General features: G+C 42.0%; 16 protein-coding genes. 10 read left to right on the forward strand and 6 right to left on the reverse strand.

Annotation, left to right across the window (positions count from 1 at the left end; translation table 11 throughout):
• The 3 genes from tolA to pal form a co-directional block, all read left to right on the forward strand.
• Positions 1 to 605: cell envelope integrity protein TolA (tolA, locus tag B3R63_RS07700; protein ID WP_286729559.1), on the forward strand; the 605-nt coding region annotated here is incomplete at its 5' end.
• Between the two features lie 281 nt (positions 606 to 886).
• Positions 887 to 2,170, forward strand: coding sequence for a Tol-Pal system beta propeller repeat protein TolB (gene tolB / locus B3R63_RS07705; protein ID WP_265761201.1), 1,284 nt, complete (start codon positions 887 to 889; stop codon positions 2,168 to 2,170).
• Positions 2,171 to 2,207: 37 nt separating this feature from the next.
• Positions 2,208 to 2,780: a peptidoglycan-associated lipoprotein Pal gene (gene pal, locus B3R63_RS07710; protein ID WP_005019302.1), complete on the forward strand. Its 573-nt coding sequence runs from the start codon at positions 2,208 to 2,210 to the stop codon at positions 2,778 to 2,780.
• Between the two features lie 53 nt (positions 2,781 to 2,833).
• Here pal and B3R63_RS07715 read toward each other — a convergent pair whose 3' ends face one another.
• Positions 2,834 to 3,022: an NF038105 family protein gene (locus B3R63_RS07715; RefSeq protein WP_101161797.1), complete on the reverse strand. Its 189-nt coding sequence runs from the start codon at positions 3,020 to 3,022 to the stop codon at positions 2,834 to 2,836.
• 173 nt (positions 3,023 to 3,195) lie between these two features.
• On the opposite strand from B3R63_RS07715, the gene B3R63_RS07720 reads away from it, so the two are divergent.
• The 5 genes from B3R63_RS07720 to B3R63_RS07740 all read left to right on the forward strand — a co-directional run bounded on the left by B3R63_RS07720 (position 3,196) and on the right by B3R63_RS07740 (position 6,493).
• The gene (locus B3R63_RS07720) at positions 3,196 to 4,170 is read left to right on the forward strand and encodes a class 1 fructose-bisphosphatase (RefSeq protein WP_248131388.1); all 975 of its coding nucleotides are present in this window, start codon (positions 3,196 to 3,198) and stop codon (positions 4,168 to 4,170) included.
• Between the two features lie 52 nt (positions 4,171 to 4,222).
• Positions 4,223 to 4,999, forward strand: a complete 777-nt coding sequence (locus tag B3R63_RS07725) for a TrmH family RNA methyltransferase (protein ID WP_005019298.1) — start codon at positions 4,223 to 4,225, stop codon at positions 4,997 to 4,999.
• 163 nt (positions 5,000 to 5,162) lie between these two features.
• Positions 5,163 to 5,783 carry an RNA polymerase sigma factor gene (locus B3R63_RS07730; protein WP_286729783.1) on the forward strand — a complete coding sequence of 207 codons (621 nt, stop codon included), beginning with the start codon at positions 5,163 to 5,165 and terminating at the stop codon, positions 5,781 to 5,783.
• A complete protein-coding gene (locus B3R63_RS07735; RefSeq protein WP_005027070.1) occupies positions 5,776 to 6,096 on the forward strand; it encodes a hypothetical protein in 321 nt (106 codons plus the stop codon). Before B3R63_RS07730 ends, B3R63_RS07735 begins: the two co-directional genes overlap by 8 nt.
• Positions 6,086 to 6,493 carry a DUF3106 domain-containing protein gene (locus tag B3R63_RS07740; protein WP_005406894.1) on the forward strand — a complete coding sequence of 136 codons (408 nt, stop codon included), beginning with the start codon at positions 6,086 to 6,088 and terminating at the stop codon, positions 6,491 to 6,493. Before B3R63_RS07735 ends, B3R63_RS07740 begins: the two co-directional genes overlap by 11 nt.
• A gap of 47 nt (positions 6,494 to 6,540) precedes the next feature.
• Here the strand turns inward: B3R63_RS07740 and B3R63_RS07745 are convergent, their stop codons facing one another.
• The 4 genes from B3R63_RS07745 to cxpE all read right to left on the reverse strand — a co-directional run bounded on the left by B3R63_RS07745 (position 6,541) and on the right by cxpE (position 12,804).
• Positions 6,541 to 8,946, reverse strand: coding sequence for a CSLREA domain-containing protein (locus B3R63_RS07745; RefSeq protein ID WP_286729563.1), 2,406 nt, complete (start codon positions 8,944 to 8,946; stop codon positions 6,541 to 6,543).
• Positions 8,947 to 8,959: 13 nt separating this feature from the next.
• Entirely contained in the window at positions 8,960 to 10,771 is a 1,812-nt protein-coding gene (gene rbtA, locus B3R63_RS07750; protein ID WP_286729564.1) for a rhombotarget A, read from the reverse strand.
• A gap of 116 nt (positions 10,772 to 10,887) precedes the next feature.
• Entirely contained in the window at positions 10,888 to 11,595 is a 708-nt protein-coding gene (gene hda / locus B3R63_RS07755) for a DnaA regulatory inactivator Hda (RefSeq protein WP_005027080.1), read from the reverse strand.
• Positions 11,596 to 11,616: 21 nt separating this feature from the next.
• Complete coding sequence (gene cxpE, locus B3R63_RS07760; protein ID WP_286729567.1) at positions 11,617 to 12,804, reverse strand: chloramphenicol efflux transporter CxpE; 1,188 nt, start codon at positions 12,802 to 12,804, stop codon at positions 11,617 to 11,619.
• A 137-nt stretch (positions 12,805 to 12,941) separates the two neighbouring features.
• On the opposite strand from cxpE, the gene purM reads away from it, so the two are divergent.
• The gene (gene purM, locus B3R63_RS07765; protein ID WP_005406685.1) at positions 12,942 to 14,012 is read left to right on the forward strand and encodes a phosphoribosylformylglycinamidine cyclo-ligase; all 1,071 of its coding nucleotides are present in this window, start codon (positions 12,942 to 12,944) and stop codon (positions 14,010 to 14,012) included.
• Between the two features lie 6 nt (positions 14,013 to 14,018).
• Entirely contained in the window at positions 14,019 to 14,651 is a 633-nt protein-coding gene (gene purN, locus B3R63_RS07770) for a phosphoribosylglycinamide formyltransferase (protein WP_005404404.1), read from the forward strand.
• Positions 14,652 to 14,712: 61 nt separating this feature from the next.
• Here the strand turns inward: purN and B3R63_RS07775 are convergent, their stop codons facing one another.
• The gene (locus B3R63_RS07775) at positions 14,713 to 15,510 is read right to left on the reverse strand and encodes an alpha/beta fold hydrolase (RefSeq protein ID WP_286729571.1); all 798 of its coding nucleotides are present in this window, start codon (positions 15,508 to 15,510) and stop codon (positions 14,713 to 14,715) included.
• Positions 15,511 to 15,514: the final 4 nt, after the last annotated feature.

Here is a 15,514-nt window from a genome sequence, read left to right on the forward strand (position 1 = left end):
ATGCGCAGGCCAAAGCAAAAGCCGATACACAGGCCAAAGCAAAAGCTAACGCTGCTGAAAAAGCCAAAGCCGATGCACAGGCCAAAGCAAAAGCTGACGCTGCTGCAAAAGCCAAAGCCGGTGCGCAGGCTAAAGCAAGGGCTGATGCTGCTGAAAAAGCCAAAGCCAATGCGCAGGTCAAAGCAAAAGCCGACGCTGCTGAAAAAGCCAAAGCCGATGCGCAGGCCAAAGCAAAAGCCGATGCCGATGCCAGAGACCGGGCTGAGGCTGAAGCGAAAGCATCAGCTGCAAAAAAAGCAGCTGAAGAAGCGGCTGATAAAAAAGCTGAAGCTAAAAAAATTGCTTCATCTGCCAAACGTGATTTTGAAAATAAAATTAAACGTGCTTGGGATATACCTAATGGCTCTTCTGGTAACAAGGCAACAGCACGTGTAACTTTAAGTGATAGTGGAGCTGTTCTCTCAGTGGTAGTGAATTCAAGTGACCCAGATATGAAAGCCAGTGTAGAAGCTGCGGTAAGGGCAGCCGCTCCTTATCCAATGCCATCTGATGCCGATGCACGACGTGAAGCACGTACCTTTACCTCTACATTTACTGCTAAATAAAAAAACCACCCTCTTTTGAGGGTGTTTAAATAAATTGACCGAGTTTTATTTTTTATCGATAGGATTGGGTTATTTTGATTTTAATATCAATATATTAATTTTACTCTTTATAATTTTCTGAAACCTATAACTTGGGGTATCTATTTCTTTAGTTATAAGATGGTTCTGACTTCTCACGAGATAGTCATATTTACATGCTTTAAATAGATTTAAATTATGTCATCATGTTACAAATTAGCATTCCCATACCCCAGAATCATGGAATTGAGCGCCCTGCGATTATGAATATGACGCGTAAAACTCTTTTAGCCCTTGCCTTAACAGCTGTTTTTAGTCCGGCCATCACCACTACAGCTTTTGCCCAGTTACACCTTGAAATTGCAAAGGCTCCTGAAGAAGCTCCAAAAATAGCAATTGTACCCTTTGCAAATGATCAGTCTATTTATCCAATAGTTGAAAGTGACTTGAATCGTTCAGGGCGCTTTACCAGTTCATCAAAAAATCTTCCGGCTAGCGCTGCACTCAATAATATTAATGCGCAAAGCTGGCAAGCGACTAAAATCCCTTATGTAGTGACAGGTAGTATCAAGTCTGTCGCAGGTGATTCGTATGAAGTGCATTACCAGCTTTATGATGTCGAGAAGCAGACCTATCTGTTAAATGAACTTTTAACTGTCCCCGCTTCACGTATACGTCAGGCTGGCCATATGATCAGTGATGCAATCTATCAGGCCCTGACAGGTATTCCTGGTGATTTTAGTGGCCGTATTGCTTATGTACTGCGCAATCCGGCAACCCCAGAACAGCGTTATACCTTACAGATCGCTGACACTGATGGTGAACAGCCGCGTACTGTCCTTTCTTCACGTGACCCGATTCTGTCTCCAGCTTGGACACCAGATGCAAAAAAACTGGCTTATGTCTCGTTTGAAACCAAGCGCCCTGCGATTTACGTGCAAGATCTGGCTACTGGGCAACGTGAAGTACTGGCCAGTTTCCGTGGTCTTAATGGTGCACCAAGTTTCTCTCCAGACGGACAGTCTATGCTCTTCACAGCGTCCATGCATGGAAACCCTGAAGTTTACCAGATGGATTTGACTACCCGTCAGCTTAAACGTATGACTAATGATTCTGCCATCGATACAGAAGCCCGATATGCACCAGACGGTAAATCTTTTATTTTTACTTCCGATCGTGGCGGTTCAGCACAGATTTACCGTTACAGCTTTGCAGACGGCTCAGTCAAGCGGTTGACTTTTAAAGGTGCATTTAATGCGCGCGGTACCTTAAGTGCAGATGGCAAAAAAGTCGCACTGGTACACCGCCCAGCCGGAAGCAACTATAAAGTTGCCATTCAGGATATTGCTACTGGCATTACCAACATTCTTACCCCAACCAGTCTAGATGAATCTCCAAGTTTTTCTCCAAATGGCCAGATGGTCGTTTATGCTACCCGTGAAGGTAACCGGGGATTACTGGCAATTATGTCAACTGATGGGCGCTTCCGGATGAATCTACCAAGTGAACAAGGCGAAGTTCGTGAGCCTGCTTGGGCTCCCAAATAATTTAACTGGCTATAACAATTTTTTCATGGAGATTAAGATGAACGCAGTAAAATATTTAACTCTTCCCTTACTGGCTGCCAGCCTAGTTATTACTGGTTGTGCCAACCGTAAACCTACTTCAGATGTTACGACCACTACCACTCCAACTACAGCGGGTACGAGTGTTAACACAACCGGTCTAAGTGAAGACGCGGCACTAAATGCACAGAATATGGCTGGTGCTTCAGCTAAAGGTGTTACAGCAGCGAATCGTGCTTATTTAGCAAAACGTGTTGTATACTTTGACTATGATAGCAGTGATCTGAGCAATGAGGATTATCAAACCCTACAGGCTCATGCCCAGTTCCTGATGGCAAATGCCAATTCAAAAGTTGCTTTAACTGGCCATACCGATGAACGTGGTACACGTGAATACAATATGGCATTGGGTGAACGTCGTGCCAAAGCAGTACAAAGCTATTTAGTGACAAATGGTGTAAACCCCAATCAGCTTGAAGCTGTGAGCTATGGTAAAGAGATGCCAATTAATCCTGGCCATGATGAAGCAGCCTGGAAAGAAAACCGTCGTGTAGAAATCAACTACGAAGCTGTACCGCCATTACTCAAATAATTAAACGCTCAAATTTCCAAGAGCAAAGCGCACAACATCTGTTGGGCGCTTTTTTAATTCTCCAACTTTTTATCTTCTTCATTTTTTTGCATGGCTTCAATCATGTCATGCTTATTAAATTCTTTGTATTCAGGTTTCGCTTCATAACTTTCCCAAGCTTCTTTCACTTTTTCAGTTGAGATATTATCCAGCTTAATTGGCTCATTTGGAGTTGGAGTCGCATCAAAATGTTTGGTCGTCATAGATCTACTTCCTTTTTTATGAACATAATTCAACATAGCATGTTCGTGTAGAGTTGCAAGCGCAAAAACAACACATCTCATCACGCAATAAAATTGTTAATTACATTGGTTCTCCTCTAAAATAGCCCAGTTCTTTTTATACATCTATTTTCTCTTTGCTGGAGCTTTTTGGTATGACCAATTACACCTTGTCCCAATATTTACAACAACAAACTGGGAATTTAACGCCTGAGCTGGCTCAAGTTATCAGCACTATTGCCGATACCTGTAAAGTAATAGATCAGACTTTACAAAAGGGTGCACTTGCAGGTGTTTTGGGCAGCGCAGAGCATGAAAATGTACAAGGTGAAACCCAGAAAAAACTTGATGTTATTTCTAATGATTATTTGATTGATGCATTAAAAGTACATCCCCAAGTAGGCGGGCTGGCTTCAGAAGAGCTTGATGAATTTACGCCTGCTCAGGAAAATGGTCAATATCTGGTATTATTTGACCCGTTAGATGGTTCAAGCAATATTGATATCAATATGTGTGTAGGAACTATTTTTTCAATTTTACCTGCAAAAAACCATATAACTCAGGCTGCTGACTTCATGCAGGCAGGGACTCAGCAGGTTGCTGCCGGTTATGTTCTATATGGCCCTTCCACAATGCTGGTACTGACTGTGGGTGCAGGCGTTGTATTCTTCACCTTTAATCCAGACAGCCAGGAATTTGTTTTAACCGCAGAGAATATTCAGATCGCAGCTGATACCCAGGAATTTGCTATCAATACCTCAAATCAGCGCCACTGGGAAGAACCGGTTAAGCGTTATATTGATGAACTGCTGGCTGGAAAAACTTCTACACGTGCTAAAGACTTTAATATGCGCTGGGTTGCCTGTATGGTTGGCGATATTCACCGTATTCTCTGCCGTAGCGGGATTTTCCTTTATCCATATGATTTAAAAGATCCTAAAAAAGCGGGCCGTTTACGTCTGATGTATGAAGCAAATCCAATGAGTATGCTTATTGAGCAGGCTGGTGGTGCTGCAACTACAGGTCGCGTACGCATTTTAGAAATTGAGCCGACCGATCTGCATCAGCGCGTGCCAGTGATTATTGGTTCCAAAAATGAAGTTGAGCTGGTTACAGGCTATCACCAATAATTTATTTATACAGAGATGGGTTTAACTACTCATCTCTGTGGATTCTTTACTTATGTCAATTATTTTTCTTGAATCTAAAGATAACCCTAAAATTAAACATTTACGGGGACTTATTGAACAGAACAGTTACCGTAAAAAACAGCGGCAAACTATTCTTGAAGGAACCCATCTCTGTCTGAGCTGGCTCCAGGAAAATAAAAAAATTCACTCACTGTTCAGTACTGAACAGGCATTAAATCACCCAGACTTTGAACAGATCCTTGAATATTATCAGGGTCATGTATTTGTCTTGAGTGAAGCTCTTTATCGTGATTTAAGTACCTTGGGTACAAGTTTGGCCTGTCTCGCAATTATTGATCTGCCGACGAATACTCAACCCCTGCAATATCATCTTGATACACTTATTTTAGAGAATGTACAGGACCCAGGAAATGTAGGCACATTATTACGTTCTGCTGCCGCCGCTAATATTCAGCAGGTTGTATGTACCCAAGGCTCAGCTTCACTCTGGTCACCACGAGTACTGCGTGCTGGTATGGGAGCTCATTTTTCTTTAAATATTTATGAAAATGTCCAGCTTGAAGACATACTGGAGAAGTTTGAAATTCCTGTATTCGTAACCAGTTCACATCAGTCTGAAAGTATCTATCAGCAGGACCTCACACAACCTTGTGCATGGATTTTAGGAAATGAGGGACAGGGTGCGTCAGCATATGCGTTACAGCATGCAAAAGCTGTCGTGATTCCCCAACCAGGTGGTCAAGAATCATTGAACGTGGCAGTTGCAGGCTCTATCTGTTTTTTTGAAATGGTTCGCCAGCGGCTCTAAAAGGTTAAATTATTTTAATAAAGGGCTAATTGTGGTTAAAAATCCTTTAAACTCTTAAAAAATAATTATCTACTGTGTCAACCCAAACATTATTTTTGACGTTATTTAAGTGATGACCAACAAAATAATGAGTGGGTGTCCAATGACGGGATTTTCCATCTCTATGGATTTAGTACCGAAACAGCCTGATGCAGAACATCTCAGCAGTACACATGCCAGTACGGCTGAGCAGCGTCTGAAGTTTTTTATGCAGGATGTGACGGGCCGTGCTCTGGTCATGATGGAAAGCGCAACACAGGGGCAACAAGGCATAGCTATGGATCTGGTACAGGAAGCATTTATTTCCCTACATAAATCCTATCGTGATAAAAGTACTGAAGAATGGTACCCCCTGTTCTATACAATTTTAAATAACAAATTACAGGACTGGCGTCGTAAGGAAGCACGCCGTGCCCAACCTTTTTCATTTTTTAGAAAAGTCAGTCTGGATTCAGGTGAAGAAGAAATGATGGATATCGTGGATGAATCGAGTCCAAACCCTTCTGATTTTCTGGATCAAGCGGTTACTGCAGAAGAAATACAGGCCGCTGTTTCAAAACTTCCAGTTCGACAGCAACAGGCTTTTATGTTGCGGGCATGGGAGGGTTTTGATACCCAAACTACTGCGGAAATTATGGATTGTACCGAGGGCAGTGTAAAAACTCATTACCATCGGGCAATTCAGGGATTAAGAACAGCTTTAGCGCATTTAAATCCACATATGGGAGGATCATCAGATGAATAAAGATGATTTCACAAAAAAAGTGACTTCCAAGCTTGATACACTGGCTACTCATCATAAGGCTAAACCTGTAGTGATGAATCATGTACTCGAAACCATACAGGATCGTCCATCACCACATTACAGCATGTGGCGGATGACAGGTTTTGCTCTTGCTGCAGCCATTACTGGTTTTGTCATATTACCCAACTCTATGGAAATGACAGAGCAGCCACAAAATCAGGTTGCTGTTACTCCAAAACTTTCACCCCAAATGGTGGAAGATTTGGAAATGTTACTGGTTTTAGGTGAGGATAGGGTCGGTCATGGCAGCTAAGAAACTGGCTTTAGCTTTATGTACCTTAAGCTTTTTACAAACCAGCTTTGCAGGGTTCGAACGTTTCTGGATTTTTTCTAAAGATGCCGGGACCCAGATTAATGAAACTTGGGACACCTTGTCCGATGAAGAACAGCGCGCCCTGATTAAACGTTATCAGACTTTAAAAGAATTACCTGAAGAACAAAGTGTCGCTCTACAACAACGCATGGACTGGTTTACCCAGCTGCCAGAGCAGGAAAAACAGAAAATGCGTGAAACTTGGCAACAGATGAGCAGTCACGAACGGCATGATCTGAGACAAAGAATGCAAAAGGCAACTACCGCAGAGCAACGGGCATCAATCCGCCAAGAATATATGAATAAATACATGCCTGCTGCACTTAAGGCAAACTAGATAAAAATCAATCAATTCAATAAAAAAGCCTCTTACGAGGCTTTTTTTTAAACGTTAGGGCGAAACCGATACATGCTTAAAGCTAATAGGCTTAATATTCCCCATATTCCAAAGCTTCCTCCTCCACCGGCGGTATTAGTATTCTTAGCTGTATTTTCTAGCAAGATAGTTGCCGTATTAGATTCCTCACCTTCAGCATCAAAAATATTATATTCAAATCGATAGTTAAACTGGCTGAAATTATTTTTGGCCTGGATATGGATCTGTCCACCATAGCAGGTCTCTCGAATATAATTACCCGGACATGGACCGGTACGGTCTGCACTGACCGTTACACCTGGAGGAATAACGCTAAAACGTATAGGTAATTCCTGTCCGTCTGCATCATGAAAGAAGACTGGTTTATTTGTATTGAGCTTTAATTGTGATGTAGGACCATCACCATCATCACTGTCATTTTCTAGCGGATTAATACTGACTTTTAAGTCTGAGCCATACTGTAATGTATAGGTATCATCTTTTGCAATTGGAGCAATATTAATAAAATCTGCTTTAACAAGTCCTGTTGAAGACTCACCCGTTTTTGCCTTGATGGTATAAGCACAATAAGCGCTACCGGTATTAGCAGATAACTGGTCATCTGTCCGATAAATCATAATACGCTTTAACTCAGGCACCCATTCACAAAACAGATGTTCATCTTGCTGCCCATTAAACTTAAAATCTGCACCATTACCAGAAACTGAACCTACACCGTATTTATGCGTTTCGATACTATACTGATCTGTACTGAGTTCTTTTGGACGCAATTCAAGCTTGCCATTTTCGTTGAGAAATTCTTCTTCACTTGGTAAAGCCAGCGTAAAAGGATCAATGTAAATGGTACGATACTTCTGTGTTAACTTGATATTGGCAATTAGACGTTCTAATTCGCTCAACTCTTTTTGATAAATAGCCTGCTCTTCAGTATCTTCTATTTCTTTTATGCCCTCTTTCAAGTTGTCAGCTTCTTTTTGATAGGTATCTAGAACTTGTACAATAGACAGATTCTTTAAATCTGTAATATCAGCTGCTGTTAGGCGCATGCGCTCTACAGAACCGATTTCACAGGTATTTTTCATCTCAGGATTTAAAGTTAAAGTACCATTTGTAATCCGGGCCAGTCCGCGCTGATCAAGTGTACTGCAATCCTGTGTTGCGCCTGTGTTCACCAGATCTGAAGCATTCTGATTGTCCTTAGGATAATAGAGCGGTAGATAGAGATTGTATTTTGAGGGTTGCTGATAATCAGATAGAACGCTTTGACGTGAGATATTGCTCAGGTCTACCGTTGTCTGTATTTTTAATAGTTCTTCAGGCAATACACATTGACCTTCCACATTGCCAAGTTGTAGTGCATTGTATGCCAGAGTTAGCCCCAGTGTCTTATTCTGGCTATTACTGTCTTTACGGACAAAGTCACAGGATTTGCCTGTATTGAAAGCTAAAACATTAAAGGCTAAAGCCTTGGTACTGTTTTCATCAAAATAAAACGTACTATTGGCCTGATTTTCTACAATGGTATTACTGATTAAAGCGAGAGATGAGGCGGAGTATAATGGACGGCCTAGCTCAGATACCGCACGAATAATATGACCATCTACCAGATTTGCTTTATTCCGGGCAATAGTATTGGCACTTAAGGAAACACGTGTTAAGCCGCATAACTCAATCGTACTGCGGTCATTTATTGTACCATTTTGAACCAAGCTACTACGCTCTACACTGATAGCAGGCTGGGTACCCAACAGATTTGCTGAACAGTCCATGGCAAAAGCACTTCCAATTTTTGCCTGATTTCCTTGAATTAGGGTGTTTACTAAAGTCATCTGTTTTTCTAGGTTTTGTGCAATGATATAAACAGCACCACCTGCTTTATCCGACTTAGAATCTTTAATAGCCGTATTTGTCATATTTAGTGGGCCAGCTATGAATAATGCTCCTCCTTCAGCAGAGGAATAACCATTTTTCAGTTCAATATTTTCAAGAAAGATACTGGCTTGGGTTTCTGAAGTATTGAAAATTCGGGAGGTATGATTTCCGTTGATAACTGTTCTTATAGGCCCACGTGCCGGATACTGGTGTGTTAAAGGATCTTTTGTCTTGTAATCGAACGGTGTTTCTCCATAAATCTTGACCGCACTTTCTGGCCGCAACTCTCTCTTAAGTATATATTCTCCGGCTTGCAATTGAATTCTGTCTAGCTGACCAGTTCCAGTATTTCCTGCTGCACACCCGCCATATGCAATATTTTTACGGGCTGCAACCAGGGCTTCACGTAGCGAACACTTATTCAGGTTTTCACCATCTTCATCTTCAAACGTATTGACATAAATAGTCTTGTCTTCTGCAGCCATCAAAGTCATGGCCGTCAGTATCATCAGGCTCAATAGCCCCTTTTTATAAATTTTCATTATTTGGCCCTAATTATTTTGTATACCGACGTAGCCCGACTAATGCTAAAAGCGTAAATAAACTGAACATTCCGAGTGCCCCACCGGAAGTTTTAATTTTGTCACTTTCCATGTGGTTTTCAGGTTCTTGTCTGACCTGTACATTAATTTCCATATAAGGAATATTCTGGTTAAAGCGCGTAGAAGTAGTCACCAGACGGATCTTAAAAATATCAGTTCCATGCCAGCCACCATTCGGGGTATAGACCAGATTACCTTCCTCATCAATCTTTAATGTCCCCTTAGATTGAGTCACTGTTTGTACAACTTGTATACAGCCAGCCTGCCATGCTTCTCCAGATGGATGAGGGCCTAAGATTGCGTTACATTGTTCTTTAGGAATCAGGTCGCTATCTCCAAGTAAATCGGCAACCGAAATTTTGGCCTGACCACCAGTGCGTATATCTTCACCCACCAGACTTACTGTCGTTGGGACAATAATTTCAATTGCTCCACGGTCGCAAAATATATTATTTGAATCTCGCGCCTGTTTGCGCTGGTCAGCAGCTTCACAGCCCACTATTTTGATATCAGGATTAAATGAATTTTTACCTTTATTGACTATAGGTGAATCCGCCAGACTGTTATAACTTAGCAGGATACGGGGACGAAAATATCCCAAGAATGTATCTTTAGGCTGACTATAGGGACATAACAGGCTATTAGGGTCCTGCGACATACTCTTACACGCACCTTGTAAGGTCTCTCCCGCAATCAGCTGTGTACCGGACCAATATTCATTAGGATAATGGGTAGCACCTAATCCACATTCCTGACTGACCAGATTATTCTGTAGAGTGCTTTGGTCATTTTCGGCAAAAGTACAGTTAGCCTGCTGACCACTAGGATAAGGATTTCCTAAAATGATACTGTTGGCCAAGTATCCTTTACCTAAAGGTGCATCGAATAAAATACCAGCCTGATTACCGACAATGGTCAGATTGTTTAACCCGATCCCGTCACGCAAGTTAATAATATGGCCCTGATTTTTTAAAAAAGTACTACTATTTACCCAAGCCCTAGCTTGAGGAAAATCAGTAATCTTATTTTCTTCTAGACGGCTGGCCGAATAAATATTGCTGGAACCTGTCTGAGTTGTATTATTTTCACGAAATACTGAATTTGAAATCCGGAACTCAGGAGCATGAGTATATAAAATAGCACCTGCCAGAGCTTTATTGTTTTCAATAAGGCTTGATTTTATTTCAACTATACTGGCAGCAATTTCAGCCTCTGGCTGGCCCATATTATATATTGCTCCGCCTTGGGCTGCTGATCCATTATATAGACGGGTGTATTCCAAAGTCAGATATTCATTATTATAAATTAGCCCTCCCTGTTCGGTACATTGACTGGCCCCACATCCCTGCAAAGTAATTTCTCTTAGACTGACTGTCGCTAAAGTTTTTTTACTATCATCAATGCGGAAAATATTATCATTACCCAGCATCTGAATTGTGGCGTTATTTAAACCGGGTACATCCTTATCATTAACATCGGTGGTATAACTGGTTCTGATCGACAGGTCAGCCTTGATGTTAATATGATTGCTGAGTTTATAGACTGCTTTTTTTTCAAGCAAAATCGTAGAAGTAGATGATTTCCCACCACATCCATTATAGCCAGCTTCAGGTAAACCCAGATTGATATATTCAATTGCTTCCCGAAGCGAGCATTGTTTATCATTTGCAGAGGATATATCTTCAGTTGTTGTTACCACAATGTCAGCACTATAGGCCTGCCCCGCAATGCATAACATAGCTATGCCTATGCTCTGTTTGAGCATATCCATCTCCTTATACTTTATTTCTATTTTTTATTCTTAAGCTGCAGTTCCGTGCAACATCGAATTATTTTTCTGTACTGTGTCACAGCTTGAGTAATTACTCAAGATTTTTCCGTTTACCGGCCATACTCATCAATTAAGGCAAATATCTGGCGCAAAGTCATATTTGAAAGCCGTGTTCGCTCTCCCTTGAGCAAGGTTTCCAATTGTTCTAAAGTTTGTAAAAGACGTGCTGCCTGATGTGGCCCATGTAATAAAAGATAATCAATAATCTGTTGGTCTAGCTGTACGCCCCTGCGTGCTAGTACTGAATGAACTAGTGCTTGACGATCTGCATAGAGACTACCGTTGGGCACTTTTACACTGACCGCCTGAGTTAGCCGTGACTGCAAATCAGGTAGTTCAAGTTTCAATTCCATTGGTGCAAACCGTGAGGAAAAAATCAGCTGCCCTCCCTCTTCATTATTATAATTAATAAGATGAAAAACGGCACGCTGCCAATGTGGAACACCACTTATAGCTTCGATATCATCCAGTGCAACCAGATCATATTTTTCCAGTGATGTAATTGCTTCAATAGGCGCATCCAGGAGTTCAAGGAGTGAAACTTTAATGGCAGATTTACCTACCTCCATATAGGAATCGCAAATCGCAGACAGAAGATGGCTTTTACCTGAGCCTGCTGCACCATAAATATAAAACCGGTTCATGAGACCAGCATGCAACTGCCGGACTGCATCTACTACAGGCCCCCAGCTTGGCCCGGAAAAATCACTGATCCGGGCATCAAGTTGAAGTTCTATATCCAGTTGCAGCTGACGCATATATTTGGCCATATCCTATCGTTATTTAGTATCAATATGAACTGTCTTTTCAGTATCTTGCGACTTTTCAAGCTCAATATCAAGGTTTACCTGTTCGGCATCTATAATGAGACTGTCCGTACCTTTATCTCCCATCAGATTAGGTGGACCATAGAATGTACTGTGTTCATAGTATTCACGTAAATGTCTAAGCAGTACTACAATCACTGCAGCCATTGGCAAAGCAATGAGCATACCGAAAAAACCAGCTAGCTGTGCACCGGCCAACACAGCAAATACAACAGCAACAGGTGATAAACCTATCTTATCACCGAGTAGGAAAGGCTGCAGGATATAGCCTTCTACCGCCTGACCCACCATAAAGACGACACCAACCAGAATTAGCTGGGTCCAGTCCAAACCGAACTGGAACAATGTCGCAATGACTGCGGCAATAATCCCTACGGCAAAACCCAGATAAGGAATAATACTGGCAAGCCCGGCAACCATTCCAATGATCAGCCCGACTTCAAGACCAATCAGCTGTAAACCTACTGCGTAAACAATTCCCAGCAGGATCATGACCAAGAATTGCCCTTTAACAAAGGCACCTAATACATTATGGCATTCATGAACTACCTGAATAGTATTTTTTTCATAAGGCCGTGGAATCAGGCGACGCATACTGTTCAGCATCCGGTCCCAGTCCAGCAGAAAGTAAAAAGCAATAATTGGTATCAGAACAATTGTACCGCCAATCTGGATGAAATTTAATCCGGATTGCGCCAGACGTAGCAACATGGTCTGAATACTATCTGCACTATAATTGGTCTGAATATAATCCATGACTACAGTAGAAATCTGTTCAGTATCAATTTCCATCTGCTCGACATTAAATGTATTAGAAACCCAAGGTAAAAAGGTCGCGTTTAACCAATGTATACCTGCTGGAATACTGTCACGCGCATAAACCAGTTGCTGCCAGACCAAAGGCACCACATACCAGATTGCCAGTACCAGGAGAATACCAATTCCAATAAAGACAATACTGATCGAGAGCCAGCGCGGTAAATGATATTTGTGGAGCCATGCCACTAGCGGACTAAATAGATAAGCAATCAGAAAGGCCATTAAAAATGGTATGACTACCGGTTTTAGCAGGTAAAGCACCCAAAGTAATAATGCAATCGCCGCAAGAATAAAAATACGACGTAAGGTACGGTCGACCATGGAAACACGCCTTTTATAAGTATCTAATCATTATGAAAAAAGAAATATTTTAGTAAAATAGCATTTTAGAGCATAAATAACATAAGAGTTTCGTATATTCAGGTTATAATCCCCCGCGCGAACGCGGAGACTTCATTATGAGCAACTCAACTTCTACCCCAAATACTGGTTTAAGCTACAAAGATGCAGGTGTCGACATTGAAGCGGGAGACGCATTAGTCGATCGAATCAAATCTGTTGCCAAGCGCACCTCACGTCCTGAAGTGATGGGCGGACTTGGTGGTTTTGGTGCACTTTGTAAAATTCCTAAAGGTTATGAAGAACCTGTTCTCGTATCTGGCACGGATGGTGTGGGTACCAAATTACGTTTAGCACTGAATTTAAACCGTCATGACACGATTGGTCAGGACCTGGTGGCAATGTGCGTAAATGACCTTCTTGTATGTGGTGCAGAGCCATTGTTCTTCCTTGACTATTATGCAACAGGCCACTTAAACGTAGAGGTTGCTGCAAATGTTGTTACAGGAATTGGTGCAGGTTGCGAACTTGCTGGCTGTGCGTTAGTGGGTGGTGAAACTGCTGAAATGCCAGGCATGTATGAAGGTGAAGATTATGATTTGGCAGGTTTCTGCGTAGGTGTAGTTGAGCAAAGCAAAATTATTGATGGTTCTAAAGTTAAAGCTGGTGATGTACTGATTGGAATTGCATCTTCAGGTGCGCACTCTAATGGCTACTCTCTGCTTCGTAAAATTTTAGATGTAAAAAATGTTGACTTAACTCAAATCGTTGATGGTCGCCCACTTGCAGATACTGCAATGGAACCTACCCGCATTTACGTCAAGCCAATCCTTGAATTACTCAAACAGGTTGATGTGCACGCAATGGCACACATCACAGGTGGCGGTTTACCGGGTAACTTACCGCGCGTACTTCCAAATGGTGCTCAAGCAGTCATTAATGAATCTTCTTGGGAATGGCCAGAATTGTTTAAGCTTCTTCAAAAGGAAGGTGGTGTTGAACAATTTGAAATGTACCGCACATTTAACTGTGGCGTAGGTATGGTATTGGCTGTTGATGCGGCAGATGCTGAGAGAACGGTTAACACGCTAAATAACCTCGGCGAAAAAGCATGGATAATGGGTCACATTGTTGACAATGCTGAATCTGTTGAAGGTGCAGATGAAAAAATTCGTGTGATCTTCGCGTAATTTCATATGATTAAAATTGCTGTACTCGTTTCGGGCAGTGGATCTAACTTGCAGGCCCTGATCGATGCCAAACTATCAGGCCAAATTGTTGGTGTACTGTCCAACCGGCCTGATGCTTATGCTCTAGAACGTGCTAAACAGGCAGGAATTAAGACTGCTCTTGTTGAACATAAACAGTATCCAAGCCGGGAAGCATTTGATGACGTTATGCATCAGCAGCTGCTTGACTGGGGAGTTAATCTGGTCGTGCTAGCAGGCTTTATGCGGATTTTAAGTGAAAAATTTGTCAAAGCCTGGGAAGGGAAAATGCTGAATATTCACCCTTCCCTGTTGCCTTATTATAAAGGTATGCATACTCATCAGCGTGTAATTAATACAGGTGATGTATATCATGGCTGTACAGTTCATTATGTGACAGCTGAATTAGATGCGGGTCAGGCACTAGCGCAGGGAATACTTTCGGTTAAAAGAACTGATACAGTTGAGACTTTAGCAAACCGTGTACATGAGTTAGAACACCTGGTTTACCCTCAGGTGGTTGAATGGATCTGTACTGGCGCCGTTCAGCATCTAGAAGATGGCTCTGTACTTTATAGAAACTCTCTACTAACTGAACCAGTGCAGTTCTGCAAGTTATAATACAATTTATGCCAATAAAAAAAGCGCCTAAGTATAGGCGCTTTTTTTATTGGCTCATCATTTATGCATGGATCAGCTGTTTTACCAATCGGCCCACCTCAACAGGATGTTCTAACGGGAACATATGGCCGCCCTCGGCTATGCTAAAAGAAATACCGATTTTTTTCTTGGCTATGTGTGGAAAACGCCGTTTAAGAAAAACACTTTGATCTCCGACCACAAGATGCACCGGTATTTTCGGTTTTGCCATCGGTAACCACCAGAGCGAAGGATTCTTCCTAAAGATTTCTACTTCATCATTTTTAGGGATGGTCAGAGTTACGCCACCCCTTACCGGATCTTCAGTTAATGCATATTCCAGATAGGCCTGAAAACAGTCTGCATCAAAATCTTTATAGAAACCTTTAGTGCGAAGTAACTCGCCTGCCTGCTCGCGCGACTCCCAATGATCACGTCGCCGCACCGATAACCCTGCTGGAGTCATCTGATCTACCAGTTGGGGTTTAAAGCATTTAGCCATATGGAAAACAAAAGATGCTTTTCCCATAATCAACGGCGGGTCTAGCATAATGACCTGTGAAAATAACTCGGGACGTTGATAAGAAGCCATCATCGTGAGAACTGAACCTAGCGAATGTCCAAGCCCGATAACTTTGCGACCATGAGCCTGCCGAACGATGCTGTCGATGATCTGCTCTACCAGATGAGGCCAGTGATTGGTAATTGGATAACGTTTATCTGGGCCAATCAAAGGCACATAAATAATATCGTATTCATCACGCAACTGTTCAAACAACTTTTCATAAACTTTTGAAGGCACGCCATTGGCATGTGCAAAGTGTATTAATGGCTTCGTCATATAT

This window comes from Acinetobacter sp. UBA1297 (genome assembly GCF_002307755.1).
In the GTDB taxonomy this organism is placed as follows: Bacteria; Pseudomonadota; Gammaproteobacteria; order Pseudomonadales; family Moraxellaceae; genus Acinetobacter; species Acinetobacter radioresistens.